The organism is Pelagihabitans pacificus (assembly GCF_009371985.2).
GTDB lineage: Bacteria > Bacteroidota > Bacteroidia > Flavobacteriales > Flavobacteriaceae > Pelagihabitans > Pelagihabitans pacificus.
In genome coordinates this window covers 615,487-634,059 of the sequence record NZ_VIKU02000001.1, presented here as the reverse complement: position 1 = coordinate 634,059, position 18,573 = coordinate 615,487, and the positions used below count along the sequence as shown (strand labels likewise).

The window sequence follows — 18,573 nt, the reverse complement described above, 5'->3', positions numbered from 1 at the left end:
GGTTTTAATGAGGAAAAGTGGCTATTTAGGATGCTAGACGCTTTAGAGAAGAACTGATGCCATTGACCTGCAATTTGCTCATTGTGTCTTGATTGCCCCATAAGGGAATGCGAACCGAAGTTAGCACATGGGCAAACAAGATGGCTTTTCCGATTCGGGTGTCATAAACTTTTAAGTAGCCCCCCGTCGATGGGAATTTGGGTTCCTGTAATATAAGCGGCTTGATCGGAGGCTAAAAAAGTGACAAAATAACCGTACTCCTTGGGGTCGCCTATGCGCTTGACAGGCACCTTGGATTCCATATCCGATCGGACTTCTTTTTCGGAAATACCCAATTGTTCTGCTTTTTTGGCGTTTAATTGCTCGATACGTTCCGTATCGAAATAACCCGTTAGCAGGTTGTTCACCGTAATCTGGTCGGGACCAACATCGGTTGCCAGACTTTTGGCCCAGGTAACCACTGCAGCCCTAATGCTATTGGAGAGTGCCAAATAGGAGAGCGGCTCTTTTACCGAGACCGATGCCACATTGATGATTCTTCCCCACCGATTTTGGCGCATGTGGGTCAGGGCCAATTCAGTCGTTAAAACAACGGTCTTGAAGAGTAGATCAAAAGCCTCTTGATAGTCGGCCACTTTTTTTTCAAGAGCTCCACCGGCCGACGGACCTTGCGTATTATTGACCAAAATGTCCACGGAATGGACTTCGAAATACTCGGAAATTAGTTTGCTATACCCTTCATGGTCATTAAAATCTACCACCAGATATCTGTGTTGCTGGCCTTCACCCACGGCTAGTTCGGACAGTACCGCTTTCAATTTGGCTTCGTTCCTGGCCATGAGGGTAACGCTGGCACCACTGGCGGCCAATTGTTGCGCGATGGCCTTGCCGATTCCGCCACTGCTTCCGCCTACAAGTGCTTTCTTTCCTTTGAGTGAGATGTTCATGGCAACCGTTTCCGTTTATTTGTATTCTTCCCTAACGGGACTGAAAATATCCATCAGTTTACAGGGGGTCAGGGCCTTACCACTGTGTTTTTGCCATGAGGAAATGACCACGATATCCCCCGGATGGTATACGTTGGTCGTTCCATCCAGGGTAAACTCAAACTCCCCTTCCAAGACTTGCATCACCTGCTCGTTCATATGTGAGTGTTCGGGCACGACAGCACCTTCTTCGACCTCCCAAAAGGCAATACTCATAGTCGCCGTGTGTACCAATTTGCCATGATAGCCCGGCATGATTTCCTTGGAAGGAAGGTTGTTGGGGTTTACATCCATTTTTCATGTTTTTACGTACGAATATAACAAGAATCCTTTCTTAAAAATAAAGACTCCAAAGGTTTTAAGGCCTTTGGAGTCTTTACTTCAATAGCAATTTAAGCCCTTGTTCCGGGACGGGAGATTATTCCCATTTCACGATTACGAACTCACATCGTCGGTTCCATTCATGGTCTTCTTCGGAACAGGCTTCCTCGGTGGCACACTCAACAATGGGTTGTGATTCCCCATAACCTTTGGCAATTACCCGCTTTTCGTCAATACCATTTTTGATGAGAAAATCCCTCGCAGATTCTGCTCTCTTTTGGGACAGCTTTTTATTGTAACGGGCATTACCACGAATATCGGTATGGGTACCAATTTCCAAAACGATTCCAGGATTGGCTTTCATGATTTTAATTACCTTTCCCAATCGTTCACGAGATTCCCTCCTTAGATACCACAGACTATAATCAAAATGAATTTCCTCGGTTTTGATGACCGTGCGTTGCTGCTCTTTCACGATCGCCTCCTCCCTTTCAATGGCTCCGGCTATTCTCCGTTGCCGTTCTTTTTCTTTATTTTCCATGGCTTGTCTTTCCTCCAAGACCCTCTTTTCCTTTGCGGCGATTTCTTCTTTACGTCGTTTTTCCTCCAATGCCTTCGCCCTTCTTTTCGCTTCCTCCTCTTTTTGTTTTAAGACGATGGCTTCCTGTTTCGCCCTTTCCTCGAACGAATACAAGTCCATAGACCCATCTATTACAGTGTCTCGCTCCTTATTGGTCTGAAAGATTTTTGAGTTTCCTTCATAACTTTCTTTATGCGCTTCAATACGATAACCAGTATTGCATTCCAATTTGAACTTAAACTTGGCATCTTCCTTGGTCACTCGGGTTTCCAATTCGTTACCGGTTGCATCCAACAGTCGTACTTGGACATTGGTAATCGGCTCTTTGGTCGTACGATTGGTAATAGTACCTGCAATGAACTGTTTGCAATCCTCGATAATTAGGGGTTTGGTCTCGCTAAAACTATAGATATCGTCACTTCCCTTTCCTTCGGGCCGATTCGATGCAAAATATCCGGTTTTCCCATCTCGATTCAACGACCACGAGAAATCGTCGTAGCCACTGTTCACAGGTAGTCCGAGATTATCGGGCTTTTGAAAAATTCCGTTTTCATTTGTGGCGATAAAAACATCCAACAAACCAAAACCGGGATGTCCGTTCGAGGCAAAATATAAATTGCCGTTGGTATCCAGGAAAGGAAATTGTTCCTTTTTATCAGTGTTAATGGTAGGCCCAAGATTTATAGGGGCGCCATAAAGGCCATCCGATTGGATCGCCACTTCGTACAGGTCAAAGGAGCCCTGACCACCAGGCCGGTCCGAAGCAAAATAGAGCTTGGTGCCGTCAGGACTTAATGCTGGATGTTCAGTCGAAAAATCATCGCTGTTGAATGGTAATTCGATGATGTTTTGCCATTCACCATCAACCAAGTCGGCCCGATATATTTTTAGTCTGGAAATTTTATCTCCATCGGTTTTTCGCTTTCCGTTCAAAAAATTGTTTCTGGTGAAGTAGAGCGTTTTTCGATCTTGGGTCATGGCAAAGGTACCCTCATGCATCTTGCTATTCACCGTTTTTGAAAAATCGGTGCTTGAAGTATCGCCTTTATCTATCGTAGAAAGAGGTTGGGAATAGAGGTCCAAATAATGTTGGTTGTTCCAACGGTACCGCTTGGCCGTTCCCTCTTTTTTCTTTAGGGCCGCCGAGAAGACGATGTGTGAATCTATTTGAACGGCACCAAATTCGGCCGTTGGGGTATTGATAGCCAAATTCATGATGTCGAAACGATTTCCTAAGGCCCTGATGTTTTCGAGGTACGAGTTCTCTTTTTGCAATTGCTCCAGTTTCTGGGTATTCCCCTGAGCCGTGTAGTAGTCCGTTAGTACTTCCGACGCCTTTTCGTACTCCCCGATTGCCTTAAGCGATTGGCTCCATTTAAAGTGATAATCGCCCTGTATTTTTGAACCATAATTCGAAATAAGGTACTTGTACCAACGGGCGGCATTTTTCATGTCGAAGGTATTATAGTAACAGTCTGCCAAGTTTTGAACAAGCGAGCTACTTTTGTTTTGGGGTAGGGCCGATTCATAGAGCGGAATGGCATCCATATAATACGCTTTCCCAAAATAGGCGTTGGCCCTTTTCAATTCTTGCTGCGCAGAGACCATATGTGCAAAACAAACGGCCAAAACAGTATATGTAATTCTTTGTATCATAGCTTCTAATAGAATCTTGGAGATTTGTCATAGCCTTTGTTGAGGCCTAATAGATCAAGGTCAAAAAGAGCGAATATTTCGTGTGAGCCCGCGCTGAAGTCGCTAAGGTTCGATAAGGTATAATCATAGGCATATCCGATTCGCAAAGAGGGTATAATCGACATGTTGAACATCGCACTAATCGAGTCTTCCAGTCGGTAGGAAGCACCCACTTCAAACCGCTTATTGAAGAGCACGTTCAACGAACCGTCGATACTCAAGGGCGAACCTTTGACCACTTTGGTCATAATCGAAGGTTTTATTTTCAGGTCCGGGCTCATTTCATAGACATAACCTGAGATAAAGAAGAGGTGCAACTCCTCGGAACCCAAGCCAGCAACACCATTTTGATTTTCCAAATGGGTAGAGGTCAGTAGGTTTGGTATCGATACACCGGCATAGAAATTGTCTCGGTTGTAAAAAGCGCCGACCCCGACATTGGGAAAGGTGCTATTTAAATTTTCATTAAAAGCAGGGTCGTCCTGTATTTCCGGTAACTGAAATCCTGTAAAGTCGGTGTTGAAATTGGTGAGCCCAGCCTTGAGCCCCAGCGAGAGATTGCTCATTTCATCCAATTTTAGAATATAGGCAAAATCGACATAGAAATTGTTTTCCTTTACGGCACCATCCCCAATATTATCGGTAATCAGCGAAAGGCCCATCTCGATTTTTTCACTGATCGCGGCATGACTAAAGAAAGTTAGCGTGGTGGGCCCGCCTACGGCACTTACCCATTGAGATCGATAGAGCGTACCCAAGTTGAGCATACCCAATTCGTTGGTTGTATAGGCAGGATTGATGACACTCATATTATACATATATTGCGTGTACTGCGGGTCTTGTTGGGCGCGGAGACCGGCTTGAACAAGTAGCAATAGGATGCCAAAGTGTATTATTTTTTTCATGTTGATCGTATTGATTGCCACTTGGGTTTATTGGTTGAGGTATAGTCGACCCTGGATGGGATCAAATCCTTCCTTATTGTAGTCGATGATATAGAAATATACGCCGTTGGGGGCTATACCTGCGCCATTGCGACCGTCCCAGGCGGGATTGTTTCTGTCGCCCTTGAACAAGGAGGTGCCGTACCTATTGAGGATTTCCAGTGTGAAATCTGGAAAAATGACTTCGATGTTGGGAATAAGGAAAAAGTCGTTTCGGCCATCCCCGTTGGGAGAGAACCCATCCGGGATAAAAAAACCATAGTCTTCGGGATTACAGTTGCTCAATTCGATCGTGACGGCGATTCGATTCGGGTTGATGCAACCTGTATCCGGATTAAAGCTTTCAGCGTAGTACATTACGTTTTCCGAAAGAGGTGTGTCATTGGTGAGAGGAGTGCCATTTTCGGGCTGATCGTACCACAACACGACATAATCGGCATTGGTCTCCAGCTCCCTCAAATCACCTACGGTTGGGTCGTCGAGTCCACAGAGTGCCAGCTCAGTGAACTGAAGGGATACCGGTTCCAGGCCTATAACCGTGGGGATGAATTCCAACCGTTCCGTACTCGAGCATTGCCCGTCAATCTGATTGGCTGCAAAATAACTATTGCCATCCTCCAACAGGGTACCGGGAGGTAGGGGATTGCCACCTGTGTCCGTATCGAACCATACCGCGGAACCTGCTCCCGGCAGTGTCACCGAAAAATCGGTCAGTGTGGGCATATCGGCTCCGCAAAATACCGGATTTGTTTCATTACTGGTGGGTGCCTCCGGGTCTACTAGGGTAACTGTAATTTGAACGCGATCGGACCCTTCACAATTATTATCGGGATCGATATTGGCAACAAAGTAGGCTTCCCCGTCTACCAATGGTGTGGTCAACGATAAAATAGACATATCGGTTGCGGTGGCGTAAAAGAGGATTTGACCGTTCGCGGTCACTTCGATATCTTCGAGTGTGGGCCCGCTGGTTCCGTAGTCGCTTAGACAGAAGATTTGTTGGTCGGCCGCTTCGGGAATGCTCGGAATTCCCTCAATAGCAAAGTTTTCGGATACTTCAAAATCGAAAATCGTTCTACAGGGTGTTGTATCGTTTTGGCTACTGCGTACACTTGCGGTATAATTCCCTTGGGGCAAGGACTCCACGTCAATTTGATAGTTTGCGGTGCCACCATTGAAATTAATGGTATTGGTGGTGAGCACGTTGCTCGAATTCAGTTCGGTGACATCATAAGTGATCGCATAGCTTCCGTTGGGCAAAGTAGGGGCATCGACAATCACATCGATTTGGGTGGCGTCGCAGTTGTTGTCGACTAAGAGGTCTAATTGTATCGCATCGGGTATGGCACTGAGTTCAAAACTACCATCTAAAGTGCAGTCGATGTCAAAGCTTCCAACAATTTCGAGAGAGATATTGTAGGGACCAGGAGTGGTCAAGTTGGTTGACGAAACGGTAAAAGTTGCACTGCCATTGGAAAAGGCAACGTTCTGGGCGGTATCATTGCTGATTCCTCCACTTGTATCCGTTAAGGTATATGAAATATCATAAGTGTCGTTGGAAAAGTTTCCGGCGTGATCCAAAACGTTGGTCACCGATACCATAGCCTCTGTCCCATCGCAAGTGTCGCCGACGTTTACCATGGCATCCGAAACCAAGAACGAAGCTTGGGGTACTAGGATGGTAGGACAGACATCTTGGATGGGATCGATTCCTTCAATTTCCATGATGTCCACGGTAACAAGCTCATTGACCGGTACTAATGTAGCGTCGATTTCGAAAGTAGCTTGCCCATTGCTGAGGATAGTATCGTCGAACGCCTCGCCCGTGGTGCTGTTATTTATTCTATATGTGATGCGATATTCTCCGTTAGGCAAAATTGTATCGTAATACGTCAAGGGAACATCATAAGGGGTTCCAACACAAAAATTCGGTGGGGAAAGCACACCTTCCAGCACTGGAAGTATGATGATGTTCACCGTGGAATAGTTTTCAGGACATACGGGATGGGTTGGAAATACCGTATATCGAAATTCATACGTCCCATAGCCAAAATTATCCCTGATTTCCTCCACATTAATAAAACTATCCGATAAATCGCTCAGCTGATTGGTACTGCCCTCTGACCAGGTGCCATTGGTTTCTTCCCCAGACAGGAGGCTGTTGAGGTCTAAATTGGTATACGCCGAAAGGTCGTCGTTGACACAGACGACTAAATTTGTCGGAATACCTGGGTTGGGTGCGGGATGTACCTCGAGCACTACGGTCGAGAATCTACTTGGGCAACCAGCCACGAAACCGACCGAATAGGTAAAGGTATAGATGCCGGGACCTGCGGCCAAGGCATCGAACATATTATCCACCCGAAAACCGGTAGGGGTCCCTGGCTCTTCTTGCCAAGTACCGTTAAAATCCTGTACCTTGCCATCAATTTCACTACCCAAGAATCCATGAAGGTTTACGAAGGGATTATCACTACAGGCATTGGCGCTCCCATCTATGTTATCCTCCCCCGGATACCCTCCGAGATTAACTGTAACGGTAGCGCTCTCACCGCAAGCATCATTCGTGTATAAAAATTGATGCACCCCGAAGTTGTTGATGCGCCATAGATTTACCGTGCCATTCACGCCATCGAGTGCAAAAAAATTAGCCGGGTTAGTGGTTGACCAGGTGCCTCCTGAGGTCGGGGTGCCCCCGAGGTTGGCGAAGAGGTCGAAGTTTTGTGTGCTGGTATCGGTGTCTTTATTACAGACCGTTACTGTATTATCGGTACCGGCGCATTGGGCTTTTATATCGGGGATACCCAAGACGCACAACAAGGCTATCCATATAGAAATGGGGCCCGCTTTGATAAGGTGGTTCATATTTGGTTGGTTTACTATGTGCCCAGGGCAACATAAGTGATTGTAAATGTATTTGTGTTATGGGCTTTCATCGTAAAGAATGTTGTGAAATGTCAAATTTGAAGGGTGAATCTTACTTTTTTTGATAAAACATCGGTTTTAAAAAGGCGTATTTCGTCGATCATACACCATTTTTAAAGCCGATTCCGTACCTGAAAATTTGTGGTTTATACCTTAAACCTTTGAACTCAATTCCTATCTTTGAGGCTTAAATTCGCATGTATGCAAATTCATTTTATCGCTATCGGCGGAAGCGCCATGCACAATCTGGCTTTGGCCTTACATCATAAGGGATATACGATTACTGGAAGTGATGACGTCATTTTTGAACCCTCGGCGGGTAGGTTGTCCGATAAAGGGCTTTTGCCATCGGCTTTCGGATGGTTCCCCGATAAGATACACGCTGAACTGGATGCGGTTATTCTAGGCATGCATGCAAAACCGAATAATCCGGAGCTTATGAAGGCCCAAGAATTGGGAATTACAATTTATTCCTATCCGGAGTTTTTGTACGAGCAATCCAAGAAAAAGACAAGAGTGGTCATTGGAGGTAGTCATGGGAAGACTACCATTACCTCGATGATTCTACATGTACTGAAGTACCACGGCAAGGATGTAGATTTCATGGTAGGGGCACAATTGGAGGGTTTTGATCGTATGGTCCATCTTACCGAGGAAAATGACTTTATGGTCCTAGAAGGGGATGAATATCTGTCATCACCCATCGATAGGAGACCCAAGTTTCATCTGTACCGTCCGAATATCGCCTTATTAAGCGGTATCGCATGGGATCATATCAACGTGTTTCCGACTTTCGAAAACTACGTGCAGCAGTTCCGTATTTTTGTTGATAGCATTGTCAAGGGGGGTAGCATCACCTACAACGAAGAGGATGAAGTGGTTCGAAAAGTGGTAGAAGCCTCGGAAAATCCCATCCGAAAATTACCCTACCGCACGCCTGAATACAAAGTGGATGACGGACTCACACTTTTGGAAACTTCGGAAGGGCCGATGCCGATCGAAGTCTTTGGCAAGCATAACCTGAATAATCTGGCAGGTGCTAAATGGATATGTCAACATATGGGCGTTGACGAGGACGATTTCTACGAAGCTATCGCTACTTTCAAGGGAGCTGCGAAACGATTGGAAAAAATTGTTGAAAAAGACGCTACCGTGGTGTACAAAGATTTCGCCCACTCCCCAAGTAAGGTAGCCGCTACCACGAAGGCTGTAAAGGAACAATATCCCAATAGAAAAGTAATCGCATGTCTTGAATTACACACCTATAGTAGTTTCAATGCGGAGTTTTTAAATGAATATAAGGGGGCTTTGGATGGTGCCGATCAAGCCGTGGTTTTCTATTTACCTGAGTCGGTGAAAATAAAACAATTGGCCCCGGTGAGTCCTTCACAGATTTCGGAAGCCTTCGGGCGTACCGATCTTCGGATTTTTACTAGAGCTGTCGCTTTCAAGGAGTTTATATTTGATCAGGAATTGAATAATTCGGTGTTGCTGCTTATGAGTTCGGGTAATTATGGTGGCTTGGACCTAGCTGCATTAAAAGCAAAGATTCTCGATTAATTTATGTTCAGCAATCTGAAGATATGTCAGGTATCCAAACAAAGGAACGGATTTTGACCTTGGTGCAGCATGAATTTCTGTACCTTAACCAATGTTGCACGTTCAGTGCATAACTATTTTTTACGGAAAGTGTCGATGCTTTTAATTGCTTTTATGTTGGGCATGTCGAACGTAATCCTGGAAGAGACAAGAATGGTGCACGATACTAGGGAACAGATAGAGCAACAAGAAATAGTACCCGATAATGATTTAGACGATGCCGTGTACTACGAAGACGTTTTCTGAGCATTTTCATGATTTTCAAAAATACGTTTCACAAAGGCGGAAACATCTTTTTTCTGACTTCGAATGAGTTCCTCCTTAGCCAATTCCCGATCTTTTTTAAGCTTGTCCTGTGAGAATTTGAATTTGCCTTCCCAATGGTCGATTTTTATCTCAAAACCTACGATATAGTCTACCAAACGCTCCATCCGGGAATCATCATAATCTAGGGTATATTTTGGATTCTCACCTTCTAGGAACCGGGTCATTCGCACCATCGTTTTTTTTACGGATTCTTTGTCTCTCAACAAACGAACCTTTCCTTTTAGATGGGCAAAAATGTAGTTCCAGGTCGGTAATTGTCGAGTACTATATACGGAAGGTGAAATATAACAATCGGGACCATAAAACACCGTGGTCACATCGGCACCGTCGACCAAGGTGGTAACTTGAGGATTGGAAGCGTCGATATGTGCTACCAACTTTCCATAATCCCCTTCTTTTGGCTCATACACCAAGGGGATATGGGTGATGAACGGTTTATTGTGCTTTACACTGATCAAGGTCCCGAAAGGATAGTTTTTGACCACTTCGATAACATTGTCAAAACTAGCTTCTTGATGGTGTCTAGGTGGATATTTCATAGCGCAATAAGATTCATAGATCGAAGGCGCCTTACACACCGAATTGTCTTAAATGATGGTCGAGATGTTTATATTCAAGTTGGCCCCATTGCTCTGGTGTAAAGGTTCCGAACATCGGGTGCGGATTCCAGGTTTTCCTGTTTCTGGTGTTATGGAAATCGATTACCAACTGCCGTAGTTTTGCCAGCTCCACCTTAAAATCCTTTTCCTCACGGGCCTTGAGCGCAGGGGAGGTTGGCAGGTTTTTACGAAAGGGCTTGTCATTGTAAAGCGAATTTTTAAAGAACAGTTTTGCCAATAAATTGCCGTTGGTCTTCGGTTTCTTGTTTTTCACTGCTATGGCGAGCGGAAATTGACAATGCCATACCATTTGGCCTACGGTCATTTTGCCCCATTGTCTTTTCGAATTTTCATCCAGGTTGTCGATACGGGCCAATACCTCACTATAGACCGATTCGTCAAAAAGTGATTTCATCCACTGCAAATATTAGGCTATAAATTTACGACAAAATAGCTTCTACTAATTTTAAAAGCTATGTGCAAATAACTATTTTTAGGGAATGCAAGAAAAGCCGACCCCATTTTCCATTAAGTACTGGTCCGACGATGATAAACCAAGGGAGAAATTGGTACATAAAGGAAAATCGGTTCTTTCCGATACGGAATTGATCGCCATCTTGATCGGTTCCGGAAGTAGAAACGAAAGTGCGGTGGAATTGTCGAAACGAATTTTGGCGTCCGTCAATAACAGTCTTAACGAACTGGGGAGGCTATCGATCAAACAACTAATGCAGTTTAAAGGTATTGGGGAGGCAAAAGCGGTCACCATTGCCGCTGCTCTTGAAATTGGACGGCGTAGAAGGGGAGAGGGCCTTCTAAAGATTGCAAAAATAAACAGTAGTAAGGACGCCTTTGAGCTTCTTCAACCATCACTAGGCGAGTTACAGCACGAAGAGTTTTGGATTGTTTACCTCAATAACGCCAATAAAGTGTTGCTCACATCACAGTTGAGCAAAGGAGGTCTGACAGGAACCTTGGTCGACGTTCGGATTGTTATGAAACAGGCCTTGGAACTAGGCGCGGTCGCCTTGATATTGGCGCATAATCATCCGTCGGGAACGCTCAGGCCCAGTAAGGCCGATAAGGATGTCACCCAGAAATTGAAAGCCGGCGCAAAAGCACTGGACATAAAGATTCTTGATCATTTGATCATTACGCAAAAAGATTATTTTAGTTTCGCCGATGGCAATTTGCTTTAGTAGCGTTGTTTTCGGGAGAGGCTAGGTCAGTGTATTGAGGCTTCATGGTAGTTTTGCAATTCGCCTATTGGCCCTTAGATTTGAACAGTGGAATCAAAAGAACATATGTTACTCATCTACACCCACAGGATTACTCCTCGCTTCAGTTATACTATGAGGCAGTTGTTCACTAGGATTCTGGGAATAGAGATTACTTTCACGACCAAGGTAGAAGACTTCATTAAACACACGGGTCCTAAGATTACCTATACCAAACAACCCTTGCAAAACGAGTTTTTTATTCGTAGTAATGACCTTCTTTTCGAGCAGGGAATCAATGATATCCAGATACATATTGGGGATTGGGACGGGGTGCCCTGTTTTTTCACTACTGGGGAACGAAGTACGATTCCCTTTGACATTTTTTCGGCTAGCTTTTATTTGCTAAGCCGGTACGAAGAGTATTTGCCACATGTAAAGGATATGCATGGCAGGTTTCCCCCTAAGGCCAGCGTGGCATACAAAAACAGCTTCTTAAAGCGACCGGTGGTCGACATCTGGGCTTTTAAGCTTTTGGAAAAACTACAACAACGGTTCCCCGATATGGAGTATCAACAACGGGAGTATCGCTATACTTCCATTATCGATGTCACTACCTCGCATTGTTTCGCCTATAGGGGGTTCGTACGCGGTGCCGCAGGGTTTTTGTTGGATTTGTTCTCATTCAAGCTCAGACGCGTTTCACAACGCATTTCGGTATGGTTCAATCCCAAGAAAGATCCCTATAATAACTACGCAAGTCTTATAGAACTACACAAAAAGTATCGGATTAACAGTATGTTCTTTTTTCAATTCGCGGATTATTCCACTTATGATAAAAATGTTTCCCCTAATAGCAACCGGTTCAAATTTTTGATAAAGTCAGTGGCGGACTATAGCGTGGTATCCTTGGCTGCATCTTACAGCTCCTTTTCCGATATCGAACTATTGCGAAAAGAAAAAAAGAGGCTCTCCAACGTCATTAACAGGCCCGTTAATTTTTCAAGATTGCGCTATAATAGGGTCGATGTTCCGGAAACCTATCGAAATTTGGTAGATGCGGAGTTCACCGACGATTACACGATGGGGTATACCCATGAGACGGGTTTTAGGGCGGGGACCTGTACCCCATTTTATTTTTACGATATAAATTTGGAAATACAACAACCGATTCGCATCCATCCTTTTGCCATACACGATTATGCTTATATAAATTATAAAAATAAGGAAGCCATTATGGAACAGGTTTCCGTACTATATGAGGAAATAAAGGCTGTAGACGGTGAATTTATTACCGTATTTTCGAATGAACTGTTGGGCGGTGACCAGAAGGTAAATTGGATGAACCTCTATCAAACGATTATAAAAACATATCATGTTTAGAGAGCTTGTAACCGATGTTTTCTTTGATCTGGACCATACCTTATGGGATTTTGAAAAGAATTCGGCGCTTACCTTTGAAAAAATTTTGGACGAGCATCGTGTTGGGGTCGACTTACATGATTTTTTAAAGGTTTACGTCCCTGCGAACCTGGCCTTTTGGAAACTGTATCGAGAGGAAAAAATCAGCAAGGAAGAATTGCGTTACCAACGGTTAAAATCTGTTTTCGATACCCTGGGGCACCCTATCTCGGATGACACGATTAACCTATTGGCAGAAGCGTATATAAAACTGCTTTCAACCCAAACACACTTATTTCCCAATACTCTTGAGATTCTTGAATACTTGAAACCGAAATACCGCCTGCATATTATTACCAACGGTTTTCAGGAAATTCAAGATAAAAAGCTTAAAAATTCCAACATATATAGTTATTTCGAACATGTTGTGAATTCCGAAATGGCAGGGGTAAAAAAACCGAACCCCTATATTTTCGAGTTGGCCTTGGCGCGGGCCAATACTTCTGGAGAGCGCTCGCTTATGATAGGGGACAGTTTAGAGGCTGATATTCAAGGAGCGATGGCTGTCGGACTTCACGCCCTGCATTTCGACCCCCATGAGGGTCCAAAGCACGATTTTTGCGATATGATTCACGATTTACATGAAATAAAAACCTATTTGTAGAGTTATAATAGCAATAACGTTTCACCGTTTTTTTGCTTACAAATAGGTTTTTAAATGAAGGGAATCAATAAAATAACGACTTTCTTTTTGATGGGTATTGCCCTTTTCTCCTCGTGCATTGAAGATCAGGACTTTGACCAGTACGACGATCTTGCACTGGAACCTGTTCTTGAGGCAAGTATCCTATATGTGGAAGCGCCCGAAAGGGTGATTAATTTGGCTACCGCGACGAATTTTTATACCGAAGATTTCAATTTTGATGCTTTTAGCGCCGATGTCTTCGCCGATAGGGTCATCGATGGCTCCATCACCTATATCGTAACGAATACCACCAGCAAAGAATTGGAGGTTTCCATACAGTTTTTGGATGAAGGTGCGAATGTTCTGGATACCGAAAACTTCACCATCGCACCGGCACCTACAGCCGTATTACAACGGGAAATAGCTTACGGCGGTACCGGAAGAAGTATCGATATTATCAGAAATACCTCCAGCATAAGGGTAAGCGCATTGAACCTTGGCGATACGACCAGTACCTCAAACCTTCCGGATCCGAAGGTTACGCTACAATCTAGTGGTAAATTCAGAGTGGAAATAAAATGAGAAAGTGCACATTACTTTTTTTGACCCTTTTTGGGTTGGTTTTCTGTGCGCTCGGTCAAAACAAGCAGCTGCTGTACGACTTTACCGAAATCCCACAATCGTTGATTGTCAATCCCGGGGCTAAAACCGATGTTAGATGGTATAGCGGTATTCCCGTGCTTTCGGGAATTTCTTTTCAGGCTGGTTCAAGTGGCCTTTCTGTAAACGACATTTTTGCCGATGACGGGATCGATATCAATACCAAAGTTCGGGAGCGGGCCATTTTTGGAATGAATCCCAGGGATGAACTTAGCGGTACCTATCAATTGGAACTGATCAATGCAGGATTTAGGGGTAAGAATCCCGATATTTTTTATTCCTTCGGAATTTATAATGAGGGGGATGCCATTGGCTATTGGTTTCAGGATTATGCGATTTTGGCCTTCGAGGGCAACGCAGATCGTTTGAACCAACGATTTGATCTCGGCCACCTAAAAACGAGGGGGGAGCTTATGAACGTTTTCCATTTCGGAATTAACAAAAGAGTGGACAACCAATTGATAGTAGGTGCAAGGGCAAAAATTTACTCCAGCATTTTTGATTTCAATTCCACCAAAAATAAAGGATATTTTGTAACTACCGAAGGACAGAACAATCTGTTTGCCAGTACGTTGGAGGCAGACATGCAATTGAGAACTTCCGGAATCGAGGCCCTAAGGGAGGCCCAGGATGACGGAAATTTGGGATCGACAATCTTAAAAAGAGGCTTTTTTGGCGGCAATCTTGGAGTCGGAGTCGATTTGGGATTTACCTATCACTTGAACGAACAGACCGTTGTCACTGCAAGCCTTTTGGATGTAGGGTTTATTTATCATGCCAACGATGTCAAGAACTATACGTTGAATGGTAGCGCCACCGTTGAGGGTATCGAAGTAATACTCCCTGACGCGCTGACCGACCCAAACGCGGACTTCTGGCAAGATTTGGTCGATGAGATTGAGGAATTCGTGCCATTTGAAGACAATGCGGAAAGTTATATCAGCTTTCGACCGACCAAGTTGAACGCCTCGCTGCGCTATAATTTTGGGGAACAGGTCATGTCTCGAGCCGATTGCGACTGTGAAGACCTGATTTCCGGCGGAAACTTCAGATCAAAATACGCGAATGCCGTTGGAGGGCAGTTGTACGTAATCAATCGACCCCGTGGTCCACAGCCCGCTCTTACTGCCTTTTATCTAAGACGATTGGGGAACATCTTGGCTTTGAAAACGACCTATACGGTCGATAAGTTTTCGTTGAGCAATGTGGGACTTGGATTCAGTCTTCAAGCGGGTCCTGTAAATTTATATCTTTTGGCCGATAATCTATTAGCCTATCGGAATGTTGCCGCCAGCCGTTATACATCTTTCCAGTTCGGATTAAATATTATATCTTGGGGCCGGAACTAATTCTTGATCGCGTTATTACTTTTTCTTGTTGAAGTCGTTTTTGGCACGCTTTTTTCAGTGATAGTTCTATAAACAAAAAATAGAATTCTCTGATGCGCAGTTTACTTTCCATTTTCATAATGATCCTTGTTGTAGGCAATCTGCAAGCGCAGTTGAACGACTATAAATATATTATCGTCCCCAAGAAATTCGATGATTTCAGGGAAGAGAATCAACATATGACCAGTACGTTGGTCAAATACCTCTTCACGCAAAAAGGTTTTAACACGGTTTATGATGACGCCATGCCAGATGATTTGAACAGGAACCGGTGTTTGGGACTCTTGGTAAAACTCGATGATAATTCCTCGATGTTTACGACCAAAACCGCATTGGTTTTGTTGGATTGCAATGGGCAGGAAGTTTTTGTAACCCAAGAGGGTAGGAGCAAGAAAAAAGACTATAAGGCATCCTACAACGAGGCCATCACGAAAGCATTTGCATCTTTTGGTACGCTTGCTTATAGTTATAGTGGAAAAGGAGAGACCGAAGAACCGGTAACCATCAGTTTTAAAGACGACGTAAAGGAACTGAAAGGAAAGGATACGGTACAAAAACCGAAATTGAACAAGTACCAGGACCCTATGGTACAGCAGGAAGCGACCCCGGAAAAGCAATCTTACAAGGATATGAAACCGGTTGAATCGGAATATGGAAAGGCCGAGGAAAAGGCTAAAGACCTGACCGAACAAGTGGCCACTCCCGAGGAGCAAAGGTACACCACCAAAGAGCCGATGCCATCCGATATGGTCAAGGCCGAAGATATGGAAGGGTCAAAAGAAAAGGGGCCTCTTACTGGTCAAGGGCTGCTTTATGCACAAGAAATACCGAATGGGTATCAATTGGTTGATAGTAGTCCAAAGGTAGTCCTTAAGATTTTTAATACTTCGGTAACCGATGTATATACCGCTCAAAGTGATAATAGAACCGGAGTCGTTTATAAAAAGGAAGGGAAGTGGTTTTATGAATATTATGTAGGTGAGGACCTTACCGTTCAAGAATTAAATATTAAGTTTTAGAGCTCATATTTATCCTTCCATCTATTTCTTAGAAAGTCCTTGATCGCTTTTTCCCGCTGGTTGCTACCGGGTTGGTAGAAGGCGCTCCCAACAATTTCTTCCGGTAAATATTCAGCGATTACGAAATTGTTATTGTAATCATGGGCGTACTTATATTCCTCCCCGTACCCTAAGTCTTTCATCAATTTTGTAGGCGCGTTGCGCAATGCCAAGGGTACGGAAAGGTCTCCGGTTTCCCTAACTTTTTGCTGCGCCTTTTTGATAGCCATATAGCTAGCATTGCTTTTCGGGGAGGTAGCCAGATAAATGGCGCACTGACTCAAAATGATGCGAGCTTCGGGATAGCCAATGGTAGTTACTGCCTGAAAGGTCGCATTGGCTATAACCAAAGCAGTCGGATTGGCCAGCCCAATATCTTCCGAGGCGGAAATCAGCATTCTTCGAGCGATAAATTTTACGTCTTCCCCACCTTCGATCATTCTCGCAAGCCAGTACACGGCTCCATTGGGGTCACTACCTCGAATCGATTTGATAAAGGCCGAAATGATATCGTAATGTTGCTCGCCCGTTTTATCGTACAAGACCGTATTTTTCTGTACTTTGCCCATCACCAAACTATCGGTGATGGTTACTGTGTCCGTTTCTTCCGAATTGATAAGGAGTTCGAAAATATTCAGGAGTTTACGACCATCACCACCGGACAGGCGCAATAGGGCTTCGGTTTCCTCAAGCTTGATTTTTTTTGTCCTCAGCACCGAATCTTGTTCCATAGCCCGTTTCAATAGGGCCTCCAGGTCCTCTTTCCCAAAGGCATTTAATACGTATACCTGACATCGCGACAAAAGAGCGGGGATTACTTCAAAACTGGGATTTTCGGTCGTGGCACCGATAAGGGTTACCCAACCTTTTTCCACCGCTGCGAGAAGTGAATCTTGTTGCGATTTGCTAAATCGATGTATTTCGTCGATGAACAGAATCGGATTTTTGGCGGTAAATAACCCGCCGCTTTGTTTCGCTTTTTCAATGACTTCCCGAATATCCTTTACCCCGCTATTGATGGCACTCAAGGTGTAGAATGGCCGTTCGCTTTCGTTGGCGATGATATTGGCCAGGGTGGTCTTGCCGGTTCCCGGAGGTCCCCAAAGTATAAGGGAAGGTATAATGCCTTTCTTGATCTGGTTCGTTAAAGAACCATGTGTTCCCACTAGATGCTGTTGGCTGATGTACTCCTCGAGGGTTTTAGGTCGTATGCGTTCTGCAAGGGGTTCGTTCATACTGTAAAAGTAAAACAAAGTAGCGATAAGGTCGATTCTTTTAATTGATAGATTAAAGCACCTGGCTTTGACTACCGAGATGCTTTTTGGGGGAATGACAATATTTCAGGTAAGGTCGCTGTGGCCGGTTTATTGCTAACTTTGTGCTATGTCGGAAAGCCAATATTTCAAATTTACCAATTCGGTGCTGATTGCTCCTCTAGTGGCCGTATTGCTGATTTGGACCGTTTTTTGGTTGGAACTTCGCTTACAAACGAACTTTAATGACTACGGAATTTTTCCAAAAACGCTTTCAGGTCTTCGGGGCATTGTTTTAAGCCCGTTGATTCACGGTTCTGTCGAGCATTTGTACAATAACACAATTCCATTGGCGGTTCTTATGGCCGCATTGTTCTATTTCTATAGGAACAACGCGTTCAAAGTATTGGTTACGGGAATATTACTATCTGGTTTTATAACGTGGGCGATAGGAAGACCTTCTTACCATATTGGTGCGAGTGGAGTGATTTATTTTTTGGTAAGTTTCATTTTCTTTAAAGGGATAGTTACCAAGTACTACCGATTGATTGCCTTGTCGTTGGTCGTCGTTTTCATCTATGGCAGTATGTTGTGGTATATTTTTCCGGTAAAGGACGGAATTTCGTGGGAGGGTCATTTAGGAGGTTTTATGACCGGATTACTATTAGCCTTTTTAGTGCGGTCAAAAATGCCTTCGCCCAAAAAGTACGATTGGGAAAAAGAGGACTATAACGAAGAGGAAGATGCTTTTTTAAAACATTTTGATGAAAATGGAAATTTTATCGAGTCTAGTGAAGAGGAGATCACTGCTGAATCAAATAAGGTGAATATAAGGTATCATTTTAGGGAAACCCCGACTGACAAGAAAACAGAGTAGACAAAAACCGATAGGCATTTGTATCCCTGTACCTTCAAGATTCCCTTGTTATTTTTTC

At 44.1% G+C, this 18,573-nt stretch carries 17 protein-coding genes; 9 read left to right on the top strand and 8 right to left on the bottom strand.

All coding sequences use genetic code 11. The annotated features are described in order from the left end of the window. Positions 1-161: 161 nt before the first annotated feature. From FK220_RS02860 to FK220_RS02840, 5 genes are all read right to left on the bottom strand, one after another. The gene (locus FK220_RS02860; RefSeq protein WP_152572765.1) at positions 162-947 is read right to left on the bottom strand and encodes an SDR family oxidoreductase; all 786 of its coding nucleotides are present in this window, start codon (positions 945-947) and stop codon (positions 162-164) included. A 15-nt stretch (positions 948-962) separates the two neighbouring features. Beyond that, positions 963-1,280 carry a cupin domain-containing protein gene (locus FK220_RS02855; RefSeq protein ID WP_152572764.1) on the bottom strand — a complete coding sequence of 106 codons (318 nt, stop codon included), beginning with the start codon at positions 1,278-1,280 and terminating at the stop codon, positions 963-965. A gap of 124 nt (positions 1,281-1,404) precedes the next feature. Next, the gene (locus FK220_RS02850; RefSeq protein ID WP_152572763.1) at positions 1,405-3,543 is read right to left on the bottom strand and encodes an OmpA family protein; all 2,139 of its coding nucleotides are present in this window, start codon (positions 3,541-3,543) and stop codon (positions 1,405-1,407) included. Positions 3,544-3,548: 5 nt separating this feature from the next. Then, on the bottom strand, positions 3,549-4,487 hold the full coding sequence (locus FK220_RS02845) for a PorP/SprF family type IX secretion system membrane protein (protein WP_152572762.1): 939 nt from the start codon (positions 4,485-4,487) through the stop codon (positions 3,549-3,551). A 27-nt stretch (positions 4,488-4,514) separates the two neighbouring features. Next, on the bottom strand, positions 4,515-7,391 hold the full coding sequence (locus FK220_RS02840; protein WP_152572761.1) for a gliding motility-associated C-terminal domain-containing protein: 2,877 nt from the start codon (positions 7,389-7,391) through the stop codon (positions 4,515-4,517). 261 nt (positions 7,392-7,652) lie between these two features. Between FK220_RS02840 and FK220_RS02835 the strand changes: the two genes are divergently transcribed. Beyond that, the gene (locus tag FK220_RS02835) at positions 7,653-9,011 is read left to right on the top strand and encodes a UDP-N-acetylmuramate--L-alanine ligase (RefSeq protein ID WP_152572760.1); all 1,359 of its coding nucleotides are present in this window, start codon (positions 7,653-7,655) and stop codon (positions 9,009-9,011) included. A 69-nt stretch (positions 9,012-9,080) separates the two neighbouring features. Further along, positions 9,081-9,296 (top strand): hypothetical protein, encoded by a 216-nt coding sequence (locus tag FK220_RS02830; protein ID WP_152572759.1) that lies wholly within the window; start codon positions 9,081-9,083, stop codon positions 9,294-9,296. Here FK220_RS02830 and FK220_RS02825 read toward each other — a convergent pair. Both FK220_RS02825 and FK220_RS02820 read right to left on the bottom strand, forming a co-directional pair. Then, positions 9,278-9,916, bottom strand: a complete 639-nt coding sequence (locus tag FK220_RS02825) for an FMN-binding negative transcriptional regulator (RefSeq protein WP_152572758.1) — start codon at positions 9,914-9,916, stop codon at positions 9,278-9,280. The two genes, FK220_RS02830 and FK220_RS02825, sit on opposite strands and share 19 nt — an antisense overlap. A gap of 31 nt (positions 9,917-9,947) precedes the next feature. After that, a complete protein-coding gene (locus FK220_RS02820; RefSeq protein WP_152572757.1) occupies positions 9,948-10,391 on the bottom strand; it encodes a DUF1569 domain-containing protein in 444 nt (147 codons plus the stop codon). An 85-nt stretch (positions 10,392-10,476) separates the two neighbouring features. On the opposite strand from FK220_RS02820, the gene radC reads away from it, so the two are divergent. The 6 genes from radC (at position 10,477) to FK220_RS02790 (ending at position 16,346) form a co-directional block, all read left to right on the top strand. Continuing rightward, complete coding sequence (gene radC / locus FK220_RS02815) at positions 10,477-11,175, top strand: RadC family protein (RefSeq protein WP_152572756.1); 699 nt, start codon at positions 10,477-10,479, stop codon at positions 11,173-11,175. Positions 11,176-11,280: 105 nt separating this feature from the next. Further along, entirely contained in the window at positions 11,281-12,576 is a 1,296-nt protein-coding gene (locus FK220_RS02810; RefSeq protein ID WP_152572755.1) for a polysaccharide deacetylase family protein, read from the top strand. After that, on the top strand, positions 12,569-13,258 hold the full coding sequence (locus FK220_RS02805; RefSeq protein WP_152572754.1) for a YjjG family noncanonical pyrimidine nucleotidase: 690 nt from the start codon (positions 12,569-12,571) through the stop codon (positions 13,256-13,258). The genes FK220_RS02810 and FK220_RS02805 overlap by 8 nt, the downstream gene beginning before the upstream one ends. Before the next feature lie 54 nt (positions 13,259-13,312). Beyond that, a complete protein-coding gene (locus FK220_RS02800; RefSeq protein ID WP_152572753.1) occupies positions 13,313-13,861 on the top strand; it encodes a hypothetical protein in 549 nt (182 codons plus the stop codon). After that, positions 13,858-15,288: a DUF5723 family protein gene (locus tag FK220_RS02795; RefSeq protein WP_152572752.1), complete on the top strand. Its 1,431-nt coding sequence runs from the start codon at positions 13,858-13,860 to the stop codon at positions 15,286-15,288. Before FK220_RS02800 ends, FK220_RS02795 begins: the two co-directional genes overlap by 4 nt. A 92-nt stretch (positions 15,289-15,380) precedes the next feature. Further along, positions 15,381-16,346, top strand: a complete 966-nt coding sequence (locus FK220_RS02790) for a hypothetical protein (RefSeq protein ID WP_152572751.1) — start codon at positions 15,381-15,383, stop codon at positions 16,344-16,346. Here FK220_RS02790 and FK220_RS02785 read toward each other — a convergent pair. Then, positions 16,343-17,620 carry a replication-associated recombination protein A gene (locus tag FK220_RS02785; RefSeq protein WP_152572750.1) on the bottom strand — a complete coding sequence of 426 codons (1,278 nt, stop codon included), beginning with the start codon at positions 17,618-17,620 and terminating at the stop codon, positions 16,343-16,345. The two genes, FK220_RS02790 and FK220_RS02785, sit on opposite strands and share 4 nt — an antisense overlap. A 148-nt stretch (positions 17,621-17,768) precedes the next feature. On the opposite strand from FK220_RS02785, the gene FK220_RS02780 reads away from it, so the two are divergent. Next, positions 17,769-18,515 (top strand): rhomboid family intramembrane serine protease, encoded by a 747-nt coding sequence (locus tag FK220_RS02780; protein ID WP_152572749.1) that lies wholly within the window; start codon positions 17,769-17,771, stop codon positions 18,513-18,515. Positions 18,516-18,573 lie beyond the last annotated feature (58 nt).